This window comes from Microbacterium sp. LKL04, from assembly GCF_900102005.1.
GTDB lineage: Bacteria > Actinomycetota > Actinomycetes > Actinomycetales > Microbacteriaceae > Microbacterium.
The window spans coordinates 2380189-2403673 of the sequence record NZ_LT627736.1; the positions used below are offsets into that span (position 1 = coordinate 2380189).

Consider the following 23485-nt stretch of genomic DNA (forward strand, 5'->3'; position numbering starts at 1 on the left):
GGTTACCACCGCTACAGTCTCTCGATGTATCCGGTTACATCGCCGGACCCCGGACTCACGAGGAGGTGACGGAGGGACATGACCGACGCACGCACCCCCCGGTCGCGCACAGGATCGCGACCGACGATCCGCGACATCGCCCGCGAGGTGGGCGTCTCGGTCGCGACGGTCTCGCGCGTCACGCACGACGATCCCCGCGTCACCGGCGAGACGAAGGAACGCGTGCGCGAGGCGATCGACCGCCTCGGCTACACGCCCTCCTCCCTCGGCCGTGCGCTCTCGTACCAGCGCACGAACACGCTGGGGATCGTCCTGCCGGGTCTCGGGGGCCCGTACTTCGCCGCGCTCATCGAGGGCGCGGAATCGGTCGCCGTCGAGCGCGGTGTCGCGATCAACGTGCTCGGGACGCACCTGCGTCCCGACGCCGTGGCATCCGTCCGTCAACTCGCCGAGCGTACGGACGGACTCATCGTCGCGGGCGGGACGATCCCGGATGCCGAGATCAGCCGACTCGCCGCGGCCGGACGCGTCGTGGTCGTCGCCGGCGAGAGCGCCGAGGCGCCCGCGGTCCTGACCGACGGCCGCAGCGCGGCGGCTGAGCTGACCCACCACCTCATCGAGACCCATGGACACCGCCGGCTGTGGTTCGTCGGCGAACCGGACGGCTCCCCCGACACGACCCTCCGCTATGACGGATTCCGCGACGCACTCCGCGACGCGGGACTCGACGAAGCCGGCGCACCGCTGCGTTACGGCCTCGACGTCCGCAGCGGCGCCCTGGCGGCCCGCCAGGTGCACGAGAGCGGGCTGCCCGATGCGCTCGTCTGCGCCAACGACGAGCTCGCCATCGGCCTGTTGGCGACACTGCCGGGACTCGGCCACCGCATCCCTCAGGATGTGGCGATCACCGGGTTCGACGACCAGTCCCTCGCCGAGATCGCCTCGCCCCGACTGACCACGGTCCACCAGCCGGTCGCCGACCTGGGCGCGCACGCCGCTGCCGGCGCCCTCGGCGACGACCTCGAGCCGCGGACGGTGCTGCCGACGCGACTCGTGATCCGCGAGTCCTGCGGCTGCGCCGCGTCGGCGGGTGTCGACACCACGACGGACTGAGACCCGGGCGCCGCGCGCCCCACCCCGAGGAACGAGGAGGTTCCGATGAGAACGCGCACGAGAACGAGGATGGCGGCGAGCGCCGCCCTGGTGTCCGCGCTGCTGGCGACGTCCGCCTGCGCGAACATCGGCCTGACGCCGGCGCCGGCCGCCGAAGAGGGCATGATCGCCGAGATCCGGATGCCGTCCGAGGCAGCCGGGTCGGTGCAGGGCATCTTGAACTACAACTGGCTGTCCCCGAACGCCACCGTGCAGACGTGGCTGTTCGAGCCGCTGATGATCCGCGACCGGTTCACCTGCGAGGCGATCCCGTGGCTCGCCACCTCGTACGAGTGGCCGACACCGGACCGCATAGTCCTGACGCTCCGCGACGGCGTGCAGTGGAGCGACGGCGAGCCGTTCACCGCCGACGACGTCGTCTACACGTTCATGGTCGGCAAGGAGTTCCCCGCGGCGGACCGGGCGGGCATCTGGGGCGAGTACTTCGGCGCTCCCGCCGAGAACGTGCGGGCACTCGATGACCACACGGTCGAGATCCAGTTCACCGGAGCGGCCGTACCCAAGACCGACGGCATCCTCTCGACGATGAAGATCCTGCCCGAGCACATCTACGCCGAGCAGGGCGACCCGACGCTCTTCGTCGACACCGCCGGCGTCGCGACCGGCCCCTTCGTCCCGAAGGACTACAACGGTCGACGCCTCATCCTCGAGCGCAACCCGGACTATTGGAACGCCGACGAGGTGAAGATCCAGCGGATCTCCATGGAGGGGCAGTACGACGCCAATTCCGGTGCGCTGAAGCTCCGCGGCGGCGCGCTCGACCTCTACCGCGGCGACATCCCCAACCCGAACCGTTCGGTGGTCGCCCCCGACCCCGAGAACGCGCATTTCTTCTACCCGCCGGACGCGACCACCGTGCTCGCGATCAACAACGAGCGGCCCGTGCTGAACGACCCGAAGTTCCGTGAGGGGTTCGCCTACGCGATCGATCGCGAGGCGATCACGGAGCGCGCGACGTACGGGATCATGGAGCCCGCCAGCCAGTCGATGCTCCTCCTCCCCTACCAGGAGCAGGACATCCCCGAGAAGTGGCGCGGCAAGGAGACGATCCCCTACGACCCCGACACGGCCAATGAACTCCTCGACGCCGCCGGCTACGAGAAGAACGCCGACGGGTGGCGGGTCGACGACGAGGGCAAGCCGCTGTCGTTCATCTTCAGCGTCCAGGCCGGCTGGATGGACATCATCGCGATGGCCGATGTCGTGGTCCGCAACGCCAAGGACGTCGGCGTCCAGGTGAAGATGGTCACCACCGACCCGAACGCGGTCGACGGGATGCAGCGTTCCGGTGACTTCGACATGGTCGTCGACTTCGTCGGAGGCGGATGCCAGCGGTCGCGGGATCTCGGCGCGCGCCTGCAGTCATCGCAGATCTCGCATGACAAGGAGCTGCTCCTCAACCGTGCGCGCTACTCCAACCCCGAGATCGATGCGCTTATCGACGAGTGGGCCAACGTCACGGATCCCGCCCGCGCGAAGGAGATCGAGGAACGCGTCATCGACGTGTTCATGACCGAGTTCCCGTACATCGCCCTGCAGTACGCACCGAGCCGGCTGATCTACCGGACCGAGAACGCTGTCGGATGGCCGAGCGAGGAGGATCCGTACCCGGTCGACCAGCTGATCCGCCTCGCGTCGGAGCTCCGCCCCACCGATGGTGCGGACGCATCCGCCGGCACCGGGGAGGACTGAGCCGTGGTGTACTACGCACGCAAGACCGGCTACTTCCTGCTCACGCTGTGGGCGGCGATCACGCTGAACTTCATCATCCCGCGGCTGCAGCCCGGCGACCCGGCGGAGATCATGGTGACCCAGCTCACCGGTCGCGGCGAAGTCGACCCCGCTCAGGTCGCCGCCATCCGGACCATGCTCGGCTACGGCGACGACAACGTGTTCATCGCCTACTGGCAGTACCTGCAGCAGCTGGCGGCCGGGGACCTCGGCATCTCGTTCACCTACTTCCCTGCGCCGGTCATCGAAGTGCTCGGCAAAGCGCTCCCCTGGACGCTCGTGCTGGTGGGTCTCACGCAGATCCTGGCGTTCGTGATCGGAACGCTCTTCGGCGCGATCGCCGCCTGGCGGCGCAACAGCCGCTTCGATGCGACCATCTCGGTCGGATCGACGTTCGTCGGCAACCTGCAGTCCGTGTGGATCGCCCTCATCGTCGTGTTCCTGTTCGCCTACACGCTGGGCTGGTTCCCTGCGACCGGTGGGTACGGCTACACGGACCCGGGCACCCCCGAACACATCGCCGACGTCATCGCACACGGCTTCCTGCCCGCGCTGACGCTCATGATCACCGCCCCGATCGGCTTCATCCTGTCGATGCGCAACACGATGGTGCAGGTGCTCGGCGAGGACTACATCCGCCTCGCGTCGGCGGCCGGTCTCAAGGAGCGGACGCTCGCGCTCGGCTACGCCGCCCGGAACGCTCTGCTGCCGGTGATCACCGGGTTCGCGCTCTCGCTCGGCGTGCTCATGGGCGGGTCGATCCTCATCGAGACCGTCTTCGACTACCCCGGCATGGGGCGGCTCATGGGCGAGGCGACGAGCAACCGCGACTTCCCGCTCATGCAGGCGATCCTCCTCGCGACGATCGTGATCGTCCTCACGGCGAACTTCATCGTCGACCTCATCTATCCGCTCATCGACCCCCGCGCCCGCAAGGCGTCGGTCTGAAAGTCGGGTGACGAACATGGCTCCTGAAGAGACCCCCCTCCCGCAGCCGGCATCGATGCCGCAGCCGGCGGGCGGCGTGCTGCCCGACCGCACCGAACCCGTGCGGACCTTCCGGCGACGCATCACCGACGCGGATGCGTCGACCAAGGAGGTCGTCGCCGTCGTCCGGCCGCCGCGCTGGTACCAGGTGATCTGGTCGAGCCGGAAGGCGCGAGTCGGCATCGTGATGCTCGCCGTCTTCGCGCTCGTCGCGATCCTCGCCGACATCCTGACGCCGTACAGCCCCACCGATGCGTCGTTCGCCCCGTCGCAGGATCCGAGCGCGGCCCACTGGCTGGGCACGAACACCCTCGGCTACGACATCGGCACGCAGCTCGTCCACGGCACGAGGCTCTCGTTCGCCATCGGTGTCCTCGGCGGACTCGCGACCATCGTCATCGCGATCGTCGTCGGTCTGCTGGCGGGGTATCGCGAGGGGAGCGCGCTCGACGACGTGCTGTCGTTCGCGACGAACCTGGCCCTCGTCATCCCGGTCCTGCCGCTGATGATGGTCATCGTCGCGTACAGCGAGACCCGGGGCCTCGCCCTGCTGGTGTTCGTCGTCGCGATCACGAGCTGGGCCGGGGCATCCCGAGAGATGCGCGCGCTCATCATCTCGATGCGCAACCGCGACTACGTCACGGCCGCCCGGTTCGGCGGTGACGGGATGCTGCGCATCGTGTTCCGGGAGATCATGCCCAACATGTCGTCCCTCATCGTCTCGGGGTTCATCGGAGCGGCGACCGCCGCCATCGCGGCCGAAGCCGGGCTGTCGTTCATGGGCTTCGGCGACCCGAACACCGTCAGCTGGGGCCAGATGCTCGCCCAGGCCAACGCCAACGGCGCCCTCGTGCAGGGCCTGTGGGTCTGGCTCGTGGCCCCCGGGGTCATGCTCGCGCTCCTCATGACGTCGCTGACGTTCGTGAACTTCGGCGTCGACATGCTGAGCAACCCCCACCTGCGTGAAGAGGAGGAGAACTGATGGACACTGCGGCATCCGTGCTCTCGGTCGAGAACCTGTCGGTGCAGTACCGACCCAAGGTCGGCGCGGTCGTCGACGCCGTCAAGAACGCGTCGCTCCAGGTCGCGCCGGGCGAGTTCGTGGGGCTCGCAGGCGAGTCCGGCTCGGGCAAGACCACCTTCGCGCAGGCGGTGCTCAAGCTGTTGCGCAGCCCCGGACGCATCACGAGCGGGACGATCCGCTGGGGCGATCGGGACGTCACCGACCTGTCGGGCGACGACCTGCGACCGTACCGATGGTCGTATGTGTCGACGGTGTTCCAGTCGAGCATGAACTCGCTCAACCCGGTCGTCCGGGTGCGGCGCATGTTCGAGGACGTCATGCACGAGCACACCGATCTCACCGATCAGCAGATCCGCGAGCGCTGCGAGGAGCTGTTCGACCTCGTCAGCGTCGACAAGCGCTTCCTCGCAATGTACCCGCACGAGCTCTCTGGCGGCATGCGGCAGCGCGTCAACCTCGCCCTCGCCCTCGCACTGCAGCCGCAGCTCGTGCTGTTCGACGAGCCGACCACCGGCCTCGACGTCGTCGTGCAGAAGTCGATCCTCGACAAGATCCGAGAGCTGCAGGAACGGGAGCGCTTCGGCGCCGTGCTCATCACGCACGACATGGGCACGCTGCTCGACTTCTCGGACCGCGTCGCGGTCATGTACGAGGGCGAGATCGTGGAGGACATCTCGGCGACGGATGCCGTGAGCCCCGGCCCGCGGCATCCGTACTCCATCCACCTCGTCGGGTCCTATGCGGAACTGCTCGGCGAGGACGTCGCCGGCTACACCGGCGCCGAACTGGACGAGCCCGCCGAGGTGTCGCAGGAAGCGCCGGTCCAGGGGCGGACGGTGCTCGAGATCGACGATCTGGGCCGACGGTTCGCGAAGAGGCAGGGGATGAAGACCGAGCACGTCGACGCCGTGAAGGACGTGTCGTTCACGCTCCGCGAGGGAGAGGTGACGGCGCTCGTCGGCCAGTCCGGTTCGGGCAAGTCGACGATCGCCCGCATCCTCACCCGCATCGACGTGCCCTCGTCGGGCTCGGTCCGGTACGCCGCGAAGGCCGACGGATCGATGCACGACATCGCGAAGCTGCGCGGCAAGATCGCGCGGGAGTATCGGCGGAACGTGCAGTACGTGTTCCAGGACCCCTACGCCGCACTCAACCCGACGCTGACCGTCGGCTACTCGCTCGCCCGGCCTCTCGTGAACTTCCTGCACGTCGGGCGCCGCGAGGCGATCGAGCGCTCGGCGAGCCTGCTCGAGACGGTCGGCCTCACCCCCGCCGGGCGCTTCATCGGCCGGCTGCCGCACGAGCTCTCGGGCGGCCAGCGCCAGCGCGTCGTCATCGCCCGCGCCCTCGCGGCCGAGCCGAGGCTGATCATCGCCGACGAGCCCATCGCGAGTCTCGACGTGTCGATCCGCGCCGAGATCCTCGAGGTGCTGCAGTCGCTCGTCGCCGATCACGGCGTCGGGATGCTGTACATCACCCACGACCTGCTCTCGGCGAAGAGCCTCGCGAACCACGCGCTCGTCCTCAAGAACGGCGAGCTCATCGAGTCCGGGCCCGCCGAGCAGGTCATCGACAACCCGCAGGCCGCCTACACACGGCAGCTGCTGGACGCCATCCCCAACCCGTTCGAGAAGAGGTCCGCCGCATGACCTTCCCCGCCGTCGACACCCTCCCGTCCGACATCCGCGACCTCACCGAGGAGGAGGTGGATGCCTCCATCCGGTGGCTCTGGCGCTTCTCCACGCCGTCGGGGGCCGGCACCGGGCTCGTCCTCGACAAAGACGACCTGCCCGATGTCGCCACGGTAGCCGCGACCGGCTTCGCCCTCGCCGCCTGGTGCGTGGGGGTGGACCGCGGCATCCTCGACCGCGGCGAGGTGCTCGACCGGGTGCGCGGCACCGTCCGGACCCTCGAGCAGACGGTGCCGGAGAAGAACGGCTTCCTCGCGCACTTCGTCGACGCCGCCACCGGCGAGCGCCAAGGTCGGTCGGAGTACTCGACGATCGACACGACCCTCGCCCTGTGCGGCGCGGTGGTCGCGGCATCCTTCCTCGACGATGCCGAGGTGACGGCCGCGGTCGACCGGATGCTGGAGCGCATCGACTGGGACTGGATCACGACCGTCGACGACTCCGGGCGCACCCTCGTGCGCATGGCGTGGGTCGCATCGGCCACCGACGACTACGCGGAAGGCGCCGACGGCGACGGATTCGTGAGTCAGTGGGACATGACGGCCGAGCAGCTGCCGATGTACCTGCTCGCCGCGGGCCACCCCGGTGTCACCGCCGAGCGCGCGCAGGCGCTGTGGGACGGCTTCGACAAGCCCGTCGGCGAGTACGGCGGGCACGAGTGCGTGTACGAGCGGGCCGGCACCCTGTTCGTCTACCACTTCCCGCTCGCGTTCTACCCGTTCCAGCGCGTGCGGGACCGCGACGGCCGTGACTGGTGGGCGAACGCGCGCGAAGCGTCGCTCGCGAACAAGGCGTGGTGCGCCGATCAGGCTGCGCAGTCGAAGACGTTCGCCGCCGGCCTCTGGGGACCCGCCGCCGGGGAGGGCCCGAGCGGCTACGTCGTCAACGGTGCGCGTCCTGCGGGCCACGAGCCGCGCTGGGACGGCACCATCCCGCCGGTGTCGCTGTTCGGCGCGCTCGCGCTCGCCCCCGAAGAGGTGGCGCCTGCGCTCCGCGTGCTGCGCGACGAGCACCCGGGCGCCTGGAACGAATGGGGCGCGACCGACGGCGTCAACCTGGAGGGCGACCAGCCCTGGTACGCCGGCCCGCGCTACGGCCTGAACAAGGGCGCCACGGCCGTGCTCGGTGCTGCGGCGCTCGGGTCGACCGTCGTGTGGGATGCCTTCGCGCGGCATCCGTGGATCGCTCGCGGCGTCGACAAGCTCGGGTTCACCGCGGTGTGACGCCGCGTCAGTATCGGTTTTCGTCGCGGGCGCAAGGGCGAGTCGGTCGCACGAGACCGCGGGTACCCTCGTCCCTCATGAGCACTACCGGCACGATTCCCGCAGACGCCTTCTCGATCAAGAGCCCGTACGGGCGACGAGCGATCGGGCTGTCGATCGCCGCAGCAGTCGGTGGCTTCCTCTTCGGGTTCGACTCATCGGTCATCAACGGCGCGGTCGATGCGATCGAGGGCAACTTCGAGCTCGACAAGGTGCTCACCGGGTTCGTCGTGGCCGTCGCACTCCTCGGCTGCGCGGTCGGCGCGATCATCGCCGGCGGGCTCTCGGACCGCTGGGGCCGCCTCAAGACGATGATGCTCGGCGCCGTCATGTTCCTGGTCTCGTCGATCGGATCCGGGCTGACCTTCAGCGTCCCCGACCTCATCGTGTGGCGCGTCGTCGGCGGCATCGGCATCGGCATCGCCTCGGTCGTCGCCCCCGCCTACATCGCCGAGATCGCACCGCGCCAGATCCGCGGCAGCCTCGCCTCGCTGCAGCAGCTCGCGATCACCCTCGGCATCTTCGCCGCGCTCCTCTCGGACGCGGTCCTCGCGAACAGCGCCGGCGGCGCCGCGGAGCAGCTCTGGCTCGGACTCGACGCCTGGCGCTGGATGTTCCTCGTCGGCGTCATCCCGGCGGCCGTGTACGGAATCCTCGCCTTCACGATGCCGGAGTCGCCGCGCTACCTGCTCGCCAAAGGCCGCAACGACGAAGCCCGTGAGATCTTCTCGCGGCTCGTTCCCCCAGCGGACCTCGACAAGTCCGTCAACGACATCCGCTCCGCCATCGAGAACGACCGCAAGAGCAAGGGCGCATCGCTGCGCGGACCCGTTCTGGGCCTCCAGGGCATCGTGTGGGTCGGCATCATCCTGTCGACGTTCCAGCAGTTCGTCGGCATCAACGTGATCTTCTACTACTCGACCACGCTCTGGAAGGCCGTGGGCTTCGACGAGAGCAACTCGCTGCTCATCAGTGTCATCACCTCGGTCACCAACGTCGTCGTCACCCTCATCGCGATCTGGCTCGTGGACCGCGTCGGTCGCAAGCCGATCTTGCTCACGGGCTCGGTGCTCATGACCCTGTCTCTCGCGACGATGGCGCTGGCCTTCGCCTTCGCGGTGACCGTCGACGGCGAGGTGTCGCTGCCCGGCGCGTGGGGTCCGATCGCCCTGGTCGCCGCCAACCTCTTCGTCGTCGGCTTCGGCGCCTCGTGGGGTCCGCTCGTCTGGGTGCTCCTCGGCGAGATCTTCCCCAGCCGCATCCGCGGCAAGGCACTCGGTGTCGCCGCCGCCGCTCAGTGGGTCGCCAACTTCCTCATCACGGTGTCGTTCCCCGCGATGTCGGGCTGGTCCCTGCCGCTCACGTACGGCATGTACGCCCTGTTCGCGGCTCTGTCGTTCGTGTACGTCGCCTGGCGCGTGCCCGAGACGAAGGGCATGGAGCTCGAGCAGACCGAGACGCTCTTCGTGCGGGGGCCCAAGGAGAAGTCCTCGCGCTGAGTCTTAGGCCGGTTCCGGGGACGCCAGACGTCGTCGGGACCGCTTCGCACAGACACGACGCGTCCCCGGAACGCCCTCCTCAGGGCTCCGGGGACGCTGTCGTCTGAGGTCCGATCAGGGACGGACGGATGCCGCGACCTCGACCACGCGGTCGATCGACTCATCCTCGCCCACCGACACACGGACGCCGTCACCGGCGAACGGCCGGACGACGAGATCGGCGGCCTCGAACGCCGCGGCGACGTCGAGCGAGCGCTCCCCCGCGGGCAGCCAGACGAAGTTCCCCTGCGCGGCCGGCACGTCCCAGCCGTTCTCGCGGAGCCGCACGATGAGGCGGTCGCGCCGCTCGGCGACGACGGCGACGCGCTCGCGCAGCTCGTCCTCGGCGTCGAGGCTGGCGAGGGCGGCGGCTTCGGCTTGGGCGGTGACGGACAGGGGGATGCCGGCGCTGCGGGCGGCATCGAGGATGCGGGGGTGCCCGACGGCGTAGCCGATGCGCAGGCCCGCGAGCCCGTAGGCCTTCGAGAAGGTGCGGAGGATCACGACGTTGTCGTGCCCGGCAGCGATGACCTGCTCGCCCTTGACCGCGGCGGCATCCGTCACGAACTCGACGTACGCCTCGTCGAGGACGATCAGCACGTCGGAGGGAACGGCCGCGACGAACGCGTCGAAGTCGGCCTGGGTCACGACGGCCCCCGTGGGGTTGTTGGGCGTGCAGACGAAGATCGCGCGGGTGCGCTCGGTGACGGCCGCGGCGAGCGCGGGCAGGTCGACGGCGGCGGCGTCATTCAGCGGGACCATGACGGGCGTCGCTCCCGTGACCGTCACGATGCCGGGGTACGCCTCGAAGGAGCGCCAGGGCAGGACGATCTCGTCGCCGACGGATGCCGCGGCCTGAGCGAGCTGATAGAGGATCGACACCGACCCGGCGGCGATGTGGATGCGGTCGTCGGTCACGCCGAACCGCTCGGCGAGCCGGGCTCGGAGGCGACCGGCGAGCGCGTCCGGGTACCTGTTGAACGCGACCGCGTCCCGCACCGCGGCCACGACGCCGGGGAGCGGATCGAACGGGTTCTCGTTGCTGGAGAGCTTGTAGGCGGTGGCGCCGGCCTGCTTGCCCTGCTTGTACGAAGGGAGGGCGGCGATCTCAGGTCGAACCCGGATGGGGATGTCGGTCACGCGACGAGTCTACGAGCGGGGCGGCGACCTGCGTGGGAGACTGCGGGCATGCGCTTCATCATCCGCGTCGTGATCAACGCATTCGCCATCTGGGTCGTCACGCTCATCGAGCCGCTGCGCGTCCAGGTCACCCCGTTCGCACCCGGCGAGACACTCCAGCTCGTGCTGTCGCTGTTGGCGGTCGCTGCGGTGTTCGCGATCGTCAACACCGTGATCGGCACGATCCTGAAGATCCTCGCCTTCCCGCTCTACATCCTGACGCTCGGTCTCATCTCGCTCGTCATCAACGGGTTCCTGTTCTGGCTCACGGGGTGGTTCACCGAATGGTGGGGCTGGGGACTCTCGGTCGAGTCGTTCTGGCTGGGCGTCGTCGCCGCCCTGCTCATCTCGATCATCAACTTCATCTTCGGGATCATCCTGCGTCCGCAGACGAAGGCGTGACGCCCTCCTCGGTGTCGTAGACGAAGACCTCGACCGATTCGGCCTGCCCGAACTCGGCCAGGCGCTGCCGCACGGCATCCATCCGCGGATCGGACGAGGCGTCGAGCATCTCGGCGGTCTCGGTGTAGGCATCCATCTGGTGGGAGTCGAGCCACGGCCAGGGGTTGATGTTCCGTTCGACGACCATGCTCCCCGTCGCACCGATCGAGGCGTCGTGTCCTCCGGCGGCCAGAAGAGGGACGACGTCGTCGCTGTGGCGGAAGTCGACCTGCAGGGTGTCCGCTCCCACGTCCGCCTGCACCGGGTTCCCGAAGCCGACCAGCATCGGCACGTCGTACTCCTCTTCGAGCGCGAGGCGGCTCGCGATCATCGCCCCCTGCGAGTGACCGCTGACCATCACGGAGTCCCCCGGCTTCGCCCCGGCCCTTTCGAGTGCGATGCGCGTGGCCTCGTAAGACGACGACGCGACCCCGAAGTACAGCGGCACATTCGTCGCCATGCCGAACGTCCCGATGTCGCCCTTGGTCCGCGTCCCCGAGACGTAGAGCGCGAACCGCTGACTGCCGCCGGGCATCGTGTAACGCTCGACGCGGATGTCTCCGGGACGCTCCGTGGACGGCTGCCGCCGCGCGAGAGCCGACATCGAGTCGGGCGCCGTGCCCTCTCTCACGTTCATCAGCCGGACCGTCGGGGTCCTCGGGGCCCCCACGAGCGTGCTGCCGTCGGGGATCACCCCCTTCCCCGCGGCCCGGATCGCAAGCGTCCCCATGCTGTACAGACCCACCGCGGCAGCGCCGAGCGTGCCGAGGAAGATGCTCGGCCAGAACAGCTCACCCGCGACCGTCGCGAAGGGGTTCGGAGCGTCGGCGACCGCCTGGTCCGCGAGGGCGGCGGCCGCCGGAGACGAAGCCTCGAGCTGCTCGATCCTGCGGGCCAGGAGCACCGCCTCGCGTCGATCGCCCGGGTCACCTGCTGCCGCGGCGGCCTGCCGAGCCTGCAGCTCGACGAGCTCGTACGCCGTGGCGGTGTTGCGAAGCGCCGTGACGAGCATCTCGCCCTGCTCGCAGACGGTCGTCGCAACGGTGACCGGGTGCGCCGCGGTGCCTCCGATCATCGTCACGCCGAGCAGATGATCGACCTTCGCCAGGGCCGCGCGCAGACTCTCCGCGTCGGCGACCGCCAGATCGGCGCGGGCGGCAGCGTCGCGCAGCGTGGCCGTGTCCACAGCGACGACGCGTCCGCTCCGGATCTCTATGTCGCTCACTCACCCCACCGCCTGCATCCACTGGCGGTCGCTCCGCGTCTGGTCGATCACCGACGGGATCGACGCCGTCAGGCGTGCGATCTCGTCCTCCCAGGCCGAGACCGCCGCCCGGAAGGCGTCCGCGGCGGTCGCGCTCCAATCGACGACAGGCGCCAGACGGCGGACCTGGTCGAGGAGCTGGAGGGCCTGAGCCTCGGCTATCTGCAGCAGTGCGAGCGCTTGATCCAGGGCGGCGAGGCGCTCCTCGAGTGGAGCGCCCCAGAGATACGGGGACGGCGCGACGACATCTGACATGCGTCGAGGGTGACCCGCGGCATCCGTCGTCACTGCGGTTTCGGCAAAGGACGTGGATGCCGCGGCCACCGCCCGGTCTGTGCAGAAGGCCTCTCGATCAGCACAATGGAGAGGTGCCCGCGCCCGATGATGCTTTCCGCGTGGTTTTCGTGTGCACCGGGAACATCTGCCGCTCCCCGATGGCGGAGGTCGTCTTCCGGTGGTTCGCGGACCAGGCGGGCCTCGGCGACCTCGTCGTGTCGACGAGCGCCGGTACGGGCGAGTGGCACGTCGGGGAGAGAGCGGACAGCCGCACTCTCGACGCCCTCGACCGTCGCGGCTACGACGGCACCCGCCACCGCGCGAAGCAGTTCTCGCGCGAGGACTTCGACCGCAACGACCTCGTCATCGCGCTCGACCGTTCGCACGAGCGGATCCTCTCGGAGTGGGCGCGCAGTCCTGCCGACGTCGACAAGCTCGCCCTCCTGCTGAGTTTCGACGCGCGCGGCGACGGTGCGCTCGACGTCCCGGACCCCTACTACGGGGGCCCTGCGATGTTCGACGAGGTGCTCGGTATGATCGAGAGCGCCAGCCGGGCGTTGTTCCGGCAGCTCGAACCCGCGCTTCGCCGGTGAGCGCACCCCCCACCGAACGGAGTCGCGTGTCCTCCCTGCCTTCGATGTCCCTGAGCCCGCTCGACGGCCGCTACGCCGCCGCCGTCGCACCCCTCGCCGAGTACCTCTCGGAGGCGGGACTGAACCGGGCCCGCGTCGAGGTCGAGGTCGAGTGGATCATCACGCTGACCGACCGCGGCCTGTTCGGATCGTCCGCGCTCACCGATGAGCAGAAGAAGTCCCTCCGCGCCCTGTACCGCGACTTCGGCGCCGAGGAGATCGGCTGGCTCGCCGAGAAGGAAGCCGTCACCCGTCACGACGTCAAGGCGATCGAGTACCTCGTGCGCGACCGGCTCTCGTCGCTCGGGCTCGACGCGATCGCCGAGCTCACGCACTTCGCCTGCACGAGCGAGGACATCAACTCCGCCTCGTACGCCCTCACGGTCCAGCGCGCCGTCGAGCGCGTGTGGCTGCCGAAGTTGCAGGCCGTCATCGCCTCGCTGACGCAGTTGGCCGAAGAGCACCGGGATGCCGTCATGCTCTCGCGCACGCACGGTCAGCCCGCGACGCCCTCGACGATGGGCAAGGAGCTCGCCGTCTTCGCATGGCGCCTGCAGCGGGTGGCCGCACAGATCTCCCAGGGCGAGTACCTCGCGAAGTTCTCGGGCGCGACCGGCACATGGTCGGCGCACCTCGCCGCGGAGCCCGACGTCGACTGGCCCGCGCTCTCGCGCGGCTTCATCGAGGGTCTCGGGATCGGCTTCAACGAGCTGACGACGCAGATCGAGTCGCACGACTGGCAGGTCGAGCTGTACGACCGCGTGCGGCACGCGGGCGGCATCCTGCACAACCTCGCCACCGACGTGTGGACCTACATCTCGATGGGCTTCTTCGCGCAGATCCCCGTCGCCGGGGCGACCGGCTCGTCGACGATGCCGCACAAGATCAACCCGATCCGGTTCGAGAACGCCGAGGCGAACCTCGAGATCGCCGGCGGCCTGTTCACGACGCTCGGCGCGACGCTCGTGACGTCGCGTCAGCAGCGCGACCTCACCGACTCGACGACGCAGCGCAACATCGGCGTCGCCTTCGGCCACTCGCTGCTCGCGCTCGACAACCTGCAGCGCGGTCTCACCGAGATCTCACTGTCGCGCGACGTGCTGCTCGCCGACCTCGACGCGAACTGGGAGGTGCTCGCCGAGGCGATCCAGACCGTCGTGCGCGCTGAGATCGTCGCGGGCCGCTCGCAGATCACCGACCCGTACGCCCTGCTGAAGGACCTCACCCGCGGCCGCCGCGTCGGCGCGCCCGAGCTCGCCGAGTTCGTGAACGGACTCGACATCGGGGATGCCGCGAAGCAGCGCCTGCTCGCGCTGACGCCCGCCGGCTACGCGGGGCTCGCCGACCGGCTCGTCGACCTGCTGCGCTGACGCGGCTGCGGGGCCGGTTTCCCGGTCCCGCTTCGGGTCCGTCGGATCAGTGCCCGGAAGGCGGTGCCTGACGGCGATCGGTGTCGCCCTCACCGCTCGACTGTTCGTCCTCGGGGTCGAGCAGCAGACCGCGCGTGACGGGCTTCGCCATCTTCGCCGGGTCTACGGCGAGCAGCGACAGTGCCATGATCACGAGGGTCGCGATGAACGTGATCCCTGCGACGACGCCGGCGATCGCCCACGCGCGCAGGTGCATGTCGACGGCTCCGGCGCGCTGCTCCTGCAGGACGCCCATCGACACGAGGGTGACGACACCGGCGAACACCGCCGCGAGCAGGGCGAAGCCGAGCAGGTGGACGGGACGCATCAGGTCGCGGCGGGTGGGGTTCTTCTCGCTCATGCGCGGCCTCCAGCGGCATCCGTGTCGGCCGTCTCGACGGCAGCCGCCGCGTCGGGGCGGGGCGAGAACGCGGCGATCCCGAGGTACACGGCGACGATGGCCGCGTAGCCGCCGAAGACGCCGACGCCGATCGTCGACCCCGTGAGGGTGAATGAGCGACGCGCCTGTTCGATGTAGTACTCGAGCATGTAGTCGCGGGGGATGAACGCGAGCACCACCCCGAGGATGAGGGTGAGGCTACCGACGAACACCGCCTCGCGCGCCGCGGGATCGCCCCGGCGACGTCCGACGATGCCGATGATCAGTTCCGCGGCTCCGGCCACGAGCGCCCAGACGAGGACGGTCGTGAAGAATCCGTCGACCGTCCGCACCACGGGAAGGGTCGCGATCATGCCTGCGACGATCGAGAGGATGCCGAGGAGCACCGCCTGCCAGTGTTCACCCGCCGGGAAGACGAGCCAGGCGGAGAGGATGAGGATGAGGGCGGTGGCGACGGCGAAGCCGCTGAACACCGACATCCCGACCTCGGCGGAGTGATCGGCCGAGAAGGTGATCATGATCGCCGCGAGTGCCGCGAAAAGGGCGCGCCCCATCTGGAGGTGGCGCACCTCGAAGGCGCGGGGGGCAGCGTCAGACACAGGCGTGATTCTCACAGACGGGAACGGGATGCCCCCAGTTTAGGTCGTTCACCTGGTTCCGTCCTCCGCGGGGCGGGATGCGGTTGACTGGGCGCATGCTCTCGCGACGACGCACCTCCTCCTCCATCGCCGGTGTCGGCGTCGCCGCGGCCCTCCTGCTCAGCGGGTGCACGTCGGCCGAGGACCCTGCGGCCGAGTCGCCCTCCCCGTCGGCGCCCGCGTCGCCGAGCCCCACGCCGTCGCCGACCCCCACCCCGACACCGGTCCCCGCGCCCGAGACACCGCGGACCGTCGCGAGCGGGCTCGATGCGCCATGGTCGATGGCCGTGGTGGGCGACACCGTCTTCGTCAGCGAGCGCGACACCGCCCGCATCCTCGAGGTCGCCCCCGACGGGGCGACACGGGTCGTCGGGACGATCGCGGGCGTCGCCCACAGTGCCGAAGGCGGGCTGCTGGGACTCGCCACCGACGGTGATTCCCTCTTCGTCTACTCGACGGCGCGCAGCGGCAACCGCGTCGAGCGGTACCCGCTGACCGGGGAGCCGGGCTCGTACGGTCTCGGCGGCCGGACGTCGGTCATCGACGGGATGCCGGCGGGCACCCATCACAACGGCGGCCGCATCGCGTTCGGCCCCGACGGGATGCTCTACATCGCGAACGGCGACACGAGCGACGAGCCGGCGTCGCAGGACCCCGGCTCGCTGGCGGGCAAGATCCTGCGGATCGCCCCGGACGGCGGCATCCCGTCGGACAATCCCGACCCGACCTCCCCCGTCTACAGCCTCGGGCACCGCAACGTGCAGGGGTTCGCGTGGGCCGAGGACGGCACGATGTTCGCGAGCGAGTTCGGCCGGAACTACCGCGACGAGCTCAACATCATCGAGCCGGGCGGCAACTACGGGTGGCCGTACGTCGAGAGCACCGGCGGCGAGGGTGACGGGTTCATCGATCCGGTGCAGACGTGGCCGACGGATGCCGCGAGCCCCAGCGGCATCGCCATCGTGAACGACACGATCCTCGTCGCCAACCTGCGCGGGCGCGTGCTGCGGGCTGTCCCCGTGGCGGATCCGACCTCATCGACCGAGCTCTACGCCGGCGAGTACGGCCGGCTCCGCGACGTGACCCTCGGCCCCGACGGCACGCTGTTCGTGCTCACCAACAACACGGACGGGCGGGGGTCGCCCCGCGAGGGCGACGACCGGATCGTCAGTCTCGCGGTGCCGCGCGCCTGACCTGTTCGCGGATGCGCTGCTCGACGGCATCCGTCATCTCGATCACCGCGAACGAGACGGGCCACATCGGGCCGTCGTCGAGCTGCGCGGTCTCGTCGAAGCTGACCGTGCCGTAGCGGGTCTTGAACTTGGATGCCGGCTGCCAGAAGACGACGACCTTGCCGTCCTTCGCATAGGCCGGGAAGCCGTAGAACGTCTTCGGGTTCAGGTGCGGCGCCTCTTCGAGGACGATGACGTGCACGCGCTCGGCGATGAGGCGGTCGGTGCCCTCGAGCGCTGCGATCGCATCGAGGCAGGCCTGGTTCTCCTTCTCGATCTTCGCGAGGCCCTTCAGGCCCTTCATCGCCTTGAGCTCGTCCGTCCGCTGCTTCATCGCGGCCTTCTCGGCGTCGCTGAAGCCGGCGCCCTCGCTGGTCTTGCCTGCCATGGTGGTTCCTTCCGGGTCTTCTGCCGATGTTGCCACTCGCGGGCTCGCGGGGCGAGGTTCCGGGGACGCGTGATGTCGGGTGGGATGCCGACAGGCGGCGGGTCGCGTCCCCGAACCGGTTTCAGAGCGCGCGATAGGTGCGGCCGTGCGGGTGCGTGAGCGCGACGGGTTCGCCGTCGACCGCCAGCACGAACCGGTGCCGCTCTCCGGGCGGCACCACTCGCTCGAACTCCGGGAAGACGCCGAGCCCCTCGTTCGAGAGCCAGAGGGCATCCGTCTGCGCCATCGTGCGGCGGAAGCGATCGCGATCCTCAGGACTCAGGTACGCGAGCACCGCGGTGTGGAAGACGACGAGCGTCGCATCGGCGGGGGCGGATGCCGCGGCATCCGCGATCAGGTCGTTGAGGTCACCGGCGCGGATCGGAGCGGGATCGGATGCCGCGGCTCGCGCCGCTGCCGCGAGGCGGGCGCGGCGGTCATGGTGCTCGGGCCACACGAGGGCGTCGAGCCAGGCGAGCGTCTCGGGATCGGCGGGGTCGAGCGGGTTCAGGTCGATCCCGCCGCGCCAGACCACGTCGGGCAGATGCGTCGGCGGCGCGGTGTTCTCGATGCGGCAGTCGATGACGACGTCGGTCGGAACCACCGGGTCGATGCGCGTGACGGTGCCGTCGTCGTCGGTGTAGCGATACGTGTACCGGTCGGGGTAGAGGCAGAGTCCCGCGGACGCTCCGACCTCGAGCAGGGCGAGCGGGCCCGGGATGCGTGCGAGCTGCGGCAGGAGCACGGCGCAGCGCGCGGCTTCGTTCGTCTGGGTCGCGTGGGTCAGCGCGACCTCGCGGATCCGAGGCCACCGCGCGATCGCCTCTCCGCGCGCGCCCTGCCATGACGCGATCGGCACGCCGACGACGCGCATCGCGGCGAAGACGAGGTTCGCCTGCCGCTTGGCGCGCGGGAGCTCGTCGATCAGCTCGAGCATCTCGGCGTCATCCGCGACCCCGAGCGCCCAGTCCTCGTACGCCGCGGACGAGCCGCGAGCCTCGAGCGCGCCGAACGTGCGGTAGTGCTCCGCCGTCGGCGAATCGGAGGCGACGCCCCACGACGGCAGATCGGTCATGCCGCGAGCGTAGCGCGGCGCGAGGTCCCGATCGGGCGGGGTATCCCGCGGCCATTCCCGGCCGGAGTGGGACGTCGACGGATGCCGCGGCGCGGCCTACCTGCAAGACTGAGCACGTGAACATCGGACGCATCGCAGGACTCGTCATCGGCACCCTCGTGGGCGCGATCCTCCTGCTCACCGTCTTCCGGTTCGACTGGCCGGTCACCGTGGCCGTCGTCGCCCTCGGTCTCGCGGCATCCGTGCTGCCCGGTCTGCTGATCGCACGCGCGAAGGCGCGGAAGGATGCCGCGGCCCGCGACGCCTGACTGCGCAACGGGTGCCGCGGCGCGGCCTACTCGGCGAGGAAGGCCAGCGCGGCCTCGCGGAACGCGCGGGATCCGGGCGCGTTGAAGTGGTGGCGGTCCGGGATCTCGACGAACCGGCCCTGCGGCGTCGCCGCGGCGAGCGTGCGGGAACCTTCGATGATGCCGTCCTTGGTCCCGGTCGCGAAGAGCACGGGCTGCGCGGGGGCGTTGCCCGGATCGGGGTCGACCGTGCCGGTCGCGCGCATGCCGCGGGCGATCGCGAGCAGCGCGCGCAGGTCGTTGCCGGGCACCCGCTCGGTGAGGGTGATGTAGTTCAGGGTCACGGCATCCGTCACCGGGGTCCCCTCGTCGACGTACGCCTGAACCTGGTCGAGGTCGAGGCGGCCGAGGGGCACGCCGTCGGGCACGCCGCCGAGGACGACGCGCGGGATGCGGGGTTCCAGGTCGCGCGCGACCTCCCAACCCACGCGGGCGCCGAGCGAGTACCCGACGTAGAGCGCCTCGTCGACGAGGTAGGTGTCGAGGACGGCCTCGACGTCGGTGACCATCGTGCGGAGCGCATAGGCCCGCGACTCGTGCGGCTTGTCGCTGGCGCCGTGTCCGCGCTGGTCGACGGCGAGCACGCGGTAGCCCGCGCGCAGCAGGTCGCGCACCCAGCCCGTGTTCACCCAGTTGTCGCGGGCGCTCGAGGCGAACCCGTGCACGAGCAGGACCGTCGGGGCATCCGTCGCTCCCCACTCGTACGTCGCGACGCGATACCCGTCGCCGACCATGACGAACTGCGGGTCGGGGATCTCGGTGAGCGCGGGGAAGACGGTAGTCATCCCCCGATCATGCACCCGCCGGCCGGCTCGCCGGAATCGCTTGCGTCACGGCCCGCGGGTGGTGCAGGCGGGCCGAGGTCCCGATCCGGCCGGGAATGGCGGGGCGATTCCCGGCCCGGAGGGACCTCGACGCGGGCGCCGGTCAGCGCTTGCGAGCGAGCCGACGCGTGGTGCCGGGGCGACGGCGCAGGGCGCGCCGCATCCGGGACGACACCTGCGGCAGCGGCACCGGCTGCGTCACGACGGTCTCGACCGTCATGGAACCGTCGACCGGCCCGATGACCGCGATCGGCGTCGTCGGCGTGATCGTCATGGGCGCCATCGGCATCGTCGCGAGCATCTTGTGCGCGCGGATGTACGCCGGGATGAGGATGACGGCGGCCGAGATCCACGCGAGCGGGTTCGACCACGCGACCCCGATGAAGCCGAACAGCGCGCCGAGCAGGATCGCCGCGACGGCGCGCGCGATGAGCTCCACGACGCCCGTGACCGTCGGGATGACGGCGTTGCCGAGGCCCTGGAGCGCGCCGCGCGTGACGAACAGCACGCCGAGCGCGGTGTAGCTCAGCCCGTTGATGACGAGCATCGACACCGCAAGGTGCACGACCTCGTCCGCGCCGTCGCCGACGAAGATGCGGACGATCGGTGCGCCGAGCGAGATGAGCAGGATGCCGAGGGCCACCGCCGCGCCGAGCGCGATCCACGTCGCCTGGACGACACCGCGGCGGATGCGGTCGGGGCGACCGGCGCCGTAGTTCTGCGCGACGTACATCGACACGGCGAGCGACATGGATTGCAGCAGGGCGACCGCCAGGCCGTCGACACGGGATGCCGCGGTATAGGCGGCGATCGCCTCGCCGCCGAGCGTGTTGAGCGCGACCTGCACAGTCAGTGCGCCGATCGCGATGATCGACGCCTGGAATCCCATGGGGAGGCCGAGACGCAGGTGGGCCACGATGTCGGCGCGGGTGATGCGCCAGTCCTCGCGCCGCAGGTGCAGCTCGGGGATGCGGCGGCGCACGAACTCGAGGCACAGGAGCACCGAGACCGCCTGGGCGATGACGGTCGCGAGGGCCGCGCCCGCGACGCCCAGACCGAGCCACGCGATGGCGGCGATCACGAGGACGACGTTCAGACCGCACGACACGATGAGGAAGATGAGCGGCGTCCGCGAGTCGCCGATGGCTCGGATGACGGCCGACAGGAAGTTGAAGAACATCAGCGCGCCGGCGCCGAGGAAGCTGACCTGCGTGAAGATCGTCGCGTCGGCGAGGAGTTCGGGCGGGGTCTGCAGCGCCACGAGCGCAGGCTCGGCGATCAGGGGCGCGCCGACGGTCAGGATGATGGTCGTGATGCCGCTGAGGAACGCACCGGTTGCGACGGAGCGGCGGACACCGTCGGCATCCATCGCTCCGTAGGCCTGCGCGGTGGGGATCGCGAAACCGGACGTCAGACCCCACGCGAAGCCGAGCAGCAGGAACAGGAGACTGCCCGTCGCGCCGACGGCGGCGAGCGCGTCGACGCCCAGGAGGCGCCCGACGACGATCGTGTCGGCGAAGTGGTACAGCTGCTGCACCACGTTGCCGATCATCAGCGGCAGGGTGAAAAGGAGGATGACGCGCCAGGGGCGGCCCGTCGTGAGAGAGGTGGCCATGCGGGCTTTCGGGATTTCGAATCGATTCGAGGTCGATCGATTGTATCGAGGTCACCCTGGGAGCCGTAAGGGGGGTCGCACAGAAAAAGGGCGCCGATCGCTCGGCGCCCTTTCGCTCTGTGGGAATCAGAACGTGGCGGTCTCCGGGTTGGATCCCACACGCAGACCACGATCGAGGGCGCCGATCGCGGCGACCTCGTCCGAGGTGAGCTCGAAGCCGAACACGTCGAAATTGGAGCGGATCCGCTCGGGCGTCGCGGACTTCGGGAAGACGATGAGGCCTTCCTGCAGGTGCCAGCGGATGACGACCTGAGCCGGGCTCACGCCGTGTGCCTCGGCGGCATCCGCCACGGCCTTCTCGCCGAACAGGTCGTACTTGCCCTGACCGAGCGGCCCCCACGATTCGGTGAGGATGCCCTTCGGCTCCTGGAAGCCGCGGAGCTCGCGCTGCGCGAATGCCGGGTGCAGCTCGATCTGATTGACGGCCGGCACCGTGTCGGTCTCATCGAACAGGCGCTGCAGGTGCGGCTGGTGGAAGTTCGAGACGCCGATCGAGCGCGTCAGACCGTCGGCCTGGAAGTTCTCGAACTCCTGCCACGTCTCGACGTAGAGGTCCTTGTCGGGGCGCGGCCAGTGGATCAGATACAGGTCGACGTGGTCGAGCCCGAGCTTCTCGAGGCTCGACTCGATCGCCGGACGAGCCGTGGCGCGACCCTGCTCGGAGTTCCACAGCTTCGTGGTGATGAACAGCTCGTCACGAGGGATGCCGGAGGCCGCGATGGCCCGGCCGACGCCCTCTTCGTTCTGGTACGCCGCCGCCGTGTCGATGTGGCGGTAGCCGGCTTCGAGGGCGACGCTGACGATGCGCTCGGCCTCGGCGGGATCGACCTGGAAGACGCCGAAGCCCAGCTGGGGAATGGTGTGTCCGTCGTTGAGTGTGAGAGTGGGAACGGTCATGGGCATCACTTTCCCACCGCAGGATGAGCGATCCCCATGCCTTGACGAATCGTGACGGATGCGGCAACGTTACCGCTCGTCAAGCAACTCGGGTTGACAAGACGGAAGCCTGTCAACCAAGGTTGCTCCATGGACACTCCCCGTGCGATCGACGTCGCAAGCGACACCACCGACCCGCGCGCAGGACTCCGCGCCGTCGCTTCCCTACGCATCCTCGCCGACACCCTCGAACTCCGGCAGGTCGAGGCCGCCCTGCGAACGGGCATGTCCTGGCAAGGCGTGGCCGACGCGCTGGGCGTCACCCGCCAGGCCGTGCACAAGAAGTACGCGAAGCGGATCGATCCGACCATCGAGGTACCCCGGAGGAAAGCATGAGCAGGATGACGACGGCGATGGGAAACGCACATCGCCTCACGCGGTATGCCATGGAGGAGGCATCCCGCACCGGCCGCACCGAGCTCGGTGTCGAGCACCTGTTCCTCGCGCTCACCCTCGACGAGGCCGATGCCGGCCAGGTCCTCCGAGCCGCGGGAGCGACGATCGCGGCAGCCCGTGAGGCCGTCGCCGCGGAGGAGGCCGCTCACCTCGCCGCGCTCGGCGCCGCGGGGGCCGGCCTCGCACCCGGGCCCATCGCCGTCGGACCCTCCGCAGGATGGGCGTGGTCCCCCGTGGCCGAACGGGTGCTGACCTCACCGGGAGACGGAACGAGCGCCGGCATCCTGCGCCGCCTGCTCGACGAGCCGAGCGGGGCGATCGAGGCGCTGCTGCGCCGCCTGAACATGACGGCCGACGATCTGCGTGCGCGGCTGGACGCCGCCGCGGGGTTGCCGCCGGTGACGACGGCGCGGCGGCGGCATCCGCTCGCCCGGTCGGCCGCGTCGTTCGTCGCTGCACCCGTCGACGAGACCTGGGCGCTCGTGTCCGACCCCGAGCGCCTGCCGGAGTGGGAGGACTCCGTGGACCACGTGAGCGCCGCCCCCGATGGCGACTGGGTCGCGACGCCTCGCGACGACGTCGAGACCAGACCGGCGTTCCGTCGGCTGTCCATCAGCCGGACGATGGATGCCGACACGCACCACGTCACGTGGACGTTCCGCTACCCCGACGCCCCGAAGGCGAACGCGCGGCGCATTGGCTTGCGCCTGGAGCCGGCCGCGGGTGGAACGACGGTACATATCGACTACTCGTGGGAGCGCACGTACCGTCGCCGCAGGAGCGGGCTCGGCTGGATGATGGCGCCGCTGTACCGCGTGGCCCTCGCGATGCAGGTGGCCAGGGTGGGTGCCGCGATCGGGGCTGCGGTGCGCTGACAGCCGAGTCATTCATATGAATGGATACTGCTAGCACTCCCGCGCGCGCTCGG

24 protein-coding genes are annotated in these 23485 nt (G+C 69.9%); 14 read left to right on the forward strand and 10 right to left on the reverse strand.

The window, feature by feature from the left end; all coding sequences use genetic code 11:
* Nucleotides 1–78 precede the first annotated feature (78 nt).
* The 7 genes from BLP38_RS11600 (at nt 79) to BLP38_RS11630 (ending at nt 9367) form a co-directional block, all read left to right on the forward strand.
* On the forward strand, nt 79–1113 hold the full coding sequence (locus BLP38_RS11600; RefSeq protein WP_091357707.1) for a LacI family DNA-binding transcriptional regulator: 1035 nt from the start codon (nt 79–81) through the stop codon (nt 1111–1113).
* Between the two features lie 45 nt (nt 1114–1158).
* Nucleotides 1159–2865: an ABC transporter substrate-binding protein gene (locus tag BLP38_RS11605; RefSeq protein WP_091357710.1), complete on the forward strand. Its 1707-nt coding sequence runs from the start codon at nt 1159–1161 to the stop codon at nt 2863–2865.
* A gap of 3 nt (nt 2866–2868) precedes the next feature.
* Nucleotides 2869–3852: an ABC transporter permease gene (locus tag BLP38_RS11610; protein ID WP_091357714.1), complete on the forward strand. Its 984-nt coding sequence runs from the start codon at nt 2869–2871 to the stop codon at nt 3850–3852.
* Between the two features lie 16 nt (nt 3853–3868).
* Complete coding sequence (locus BLP38_RS11615) at nt 3869–4873, forward strand: ABC transporter permease (protein WP_231916493.1); 1005 nt, start codon at nt 3869–3871, stop codon at nt 4871–4873.
* Nucleotides 4873–6564, forward strand: coding sequence for an ABC transporter ATP-binding protein (locus BLP38_RS11620; protein ID WP_091357717.1), 1692 nt, complete (start codon nt 4873–4875; stop codon nt 6562–6564). Before BLP38_RS11615 ends, BLP38_RS11620 begins: the two co-directional genes overlap by 1 nt.
* Complete coding sequence (locus BLP38_RS11625; protein ID WP_091357721.1) at nt 6561–7829, forward strand: glucoamylase family protein; 1269 nt, start codon at nt 6561–6563, stop codon at nt 7827–7829. Before BLP38_RS11620 ends, BLP38_RS11625 begins: the two co-directional genes overlap by 4 nt.
* A 77-nt stretch (nt 7830–7906) precedes the next feature.
* On the forward strand, nt 7907–9367 hold the full coding sequence (locus BLP38_RS11630) for a sugar porter family MFS transporter (RefSeq protein ID WP_091357726.1): 1461 nt from the start codon (nt 7907–7909) through the stop codon (nt 9365–9367).
* Between the two features lie 114 nt (nt 9368–9481).
* Here the strand turns inward: BLP38_RS11630 and BLP38_RS11635 are convergent, their stop codons facing one another.
* Nucleotides 9482–10546 (reverse strand): histidinol-phosphate transaminase, encoded by a 1065-nt coding sequence (locus BLP38_RS11635; protein ID WP_091357729.1) that lies wholly within the window; start codon nt 10544–10546, stop codon nt 9482–9484.
* Between the two features lie 48 nt (nt 10547–10594).
* Here BLP38_RS11635 and BLP38_RS11640 point away from each other — a divergent pair, with 48 nt between their 5' ends.
* Nucleotides 10595–10987, forward strand: coding sequence for a phage holin family protein (locus tag BLP38_RS11640; RefSeq protein WP_091357733.1), 393 nt, complete (start codon nt 10595–10597; stop codon nt 10985–10987).
* Here the strand turns inward: BLP38_RS11640 and BLP38_RS11645 are convergent.
* Both BLP38_RS11645 and BLP38_RS11650 read right to left on the reverse strand, forming a co-directional pair.
* On the reverse strand, nt 10959–12251 hold the full coding sequence (locus tag BLP38_RS11645; protein ID WP_091357737.1) for a hypothetical protein: 1293 nt from the start codon (nt 12249–12251) through the stop codon (nt 10959–10961). The genes BLP38_RS11640 and BLP38_RS11645 overlap by 29 nt on opposite strands.
* On the reverse strand, nt 12252–12545 hold the full coding sequence (locus BLP38_RS11650) for a hypothetical protein (protein WP_091357741.1): 294 nt from the start codon (nt 12543–12545) through the stop codon (nt 12252–12254).
* A gap of 140 nt (nt 12546–12685) precedes the next feature.
* On the opposite strand from BLP38_RS11650, the gene BLP38_RS11655 reads away from it, so the two are divergent.
* Nucleotides 12686–13159, forward strand: coding sequence for a low molecular weight protein-tyrosine-phosphatase (locus BLP38_RS11655; protein ID WP_091357744.1), 474 nt, complete (start codon nt 12686–12688; stop codon nt 13157–13159).
* A 26-nt stretch (nt 13160–13185) separates the two neighbouring features.
* On the forward strand, nt 13186–14568 hold the full coding sequence (gene purB, locus BLP38_RS11660) for an adenylosuccinate lyase (RefSeq protein ID WP_091357748.1): 1383 nt from the start codon (nt 13186–13188) through the stop codon (nt 14566–14568).
* A gap of 46 nt (nt 14569–14614) precedes the next feature.
* Here purB and BLP38_RS11665 read toward each other — a convergent pair whose 3' ends face one another.
* On the reverse strand, nt 14615–14968 hold the full coding sequence (locus BLP38_RS11665; RefSeq protein WP_091357752.1) for a hypothetical protein: 354 nt from the start codon (nt 14966–14968) through the stop codon (nt 14615–14617).
* Entirely contained in the window at nt 14965–15606 is a 642-nt protein-coding gene (locus BLP38_RS11670) for an acyl-CoA synthetase (protein WP_091357755.1), read from the reverse strand. Before BLP38_RS11670 ends, BLP38_RS11665 begins: the two co-directional genes overlap by 4 nt.
* A gap of 95 nt (nt 15607–15701) precedes the next feature.
* Between BLP38_RS11670 and BLP38_RS11675 the strand changes: the two genes are divergently transcribed.
* Nucleotides 15702–16838: a PQQ-dependent sugar dehydrogenase gene (locus tag BLP38_RS11675; protein WP_091357759.1), complete on the forward strand. Its 1137-nt coding sequence runs from the start codon at nt 15702–15704 to the stop codon at nt 16836–16838.
* Here BLP38_RS11675 and BLP38_RS11680 read toward each other — a convergent pair.
* Nucleotides 16813–17265 (reverse strand): hypothetical protein, encoded by a 453-nt coding sequence (locus tag BLP38_RS11680; RefSeq protein WP_091357762.1) that lies wholly within the window; start codon nt 17263–17265, stop codon nt 16813–16815. The genes BLP38_RS11675 and BLP38_RS11680 overlap by 26 nt on opposite strands.
* A 121-nt stretch (nt 17266–17386) precedes the next feature.
* Entirely contained in the window at nt 17387–18379 is a 993-nt protein-coding gene (locus BLP38_RS11685) for a DUF2332 domain-containing protein (protein WP_091357765.1), read from the reverse strand.
* A 116-nt stretch (nt 18380–18495) separates the two neighbouring features.
* Here BLP38_RS11685 and BLP38_RS11690 point away from each other — a divergent pair, with 116 nt between their 5' ends.
* A complete protein-coding gene (locus BLP38_RS11690; RefSeq protein ID WP_091357769.1) occupies nt 18496–18687 on the forward strand; it encodes a hypothetical protein in 192 nt (63 codons plus the stop codon).
* Between the two features lie 26 nt (nt 18688–18713).
* Here the strand turns inward: BLP38_RS11690 and BLP38_RS11695 are convergent, their stop codons facing one another.
* From BLP38_RS11695 to BLP38_RS11705, 3 genes are all read right to left on the reverse strand, one after another.
* Nucleotides 18714–19511: an alpha/beta fold hydrolase gene (locus BLP38_RS11695; RefSeq protein ID WP_091357772.1), complete on the reverse strand. Its 798-nt coding sequence runs from the start codon at nt 19509–19511 to the stop codon at nt 18714–18716.
* Between the two features lie 142 nt (nt 19512–19653).
* Nucleotides 19654–21165 (reverse strand): MATE family efflux transporter, encoded by a 1512-nt coding sequence (locus BLP38_RS11700; RefSeq protein WP_091357775.1) that lies wholly within the window; start codon nt 21163–21165, stop codon nt 19654–19656.
* 126 nt (nt 21166–21291) lie between these two features.
* The gene (locus tag BLP38_RS11705; RefSeq protein ID WP_091357777.1) at nt 21292–22122 is read right to left on the reverse strand and encodes an aldo/keto reductase; all 831 of its coding nucleotides are present in this window, start codon (nt 22120–22122) and stop codon (nt 21292–21294) included.
* Nucleotides 22123–22251: 129 nt separating this feature from the next.
* Between BLP38_RS11705 and BLP38_RS11710 the strand changes: the two genes are divergently transcribed.
* Both BLP38_RS11710 and BLP38_RS11715 read left to right on the forward strand, forming a co-directional pair.
* Nucleotides 22252–22497 (forward strand): hypothetical protein, encoded by a 246-nt coding sequence (locus tag BLP38_RS11710; protein WP_091357780.1) that lies wholly within the window; start codon nt 22252–22254, stop codon nt 22495–22497.
* A gap of 17 nt (nt 22498–22514) precedes the next feature.
* Nucleotides 22515–23432: an SRPBCC family protein gene (locus tag BLP38_RS11715; RefSeq protein WP_231916494.1), complete on the forward strand. Its 918-nt coding sequence runs from the start codon at nt 22515–22517 to the stop codon at nt 23430–23432.
* The last annotated feature ends 53 nt before the right edge of the window (nt 23433–23485 follow it).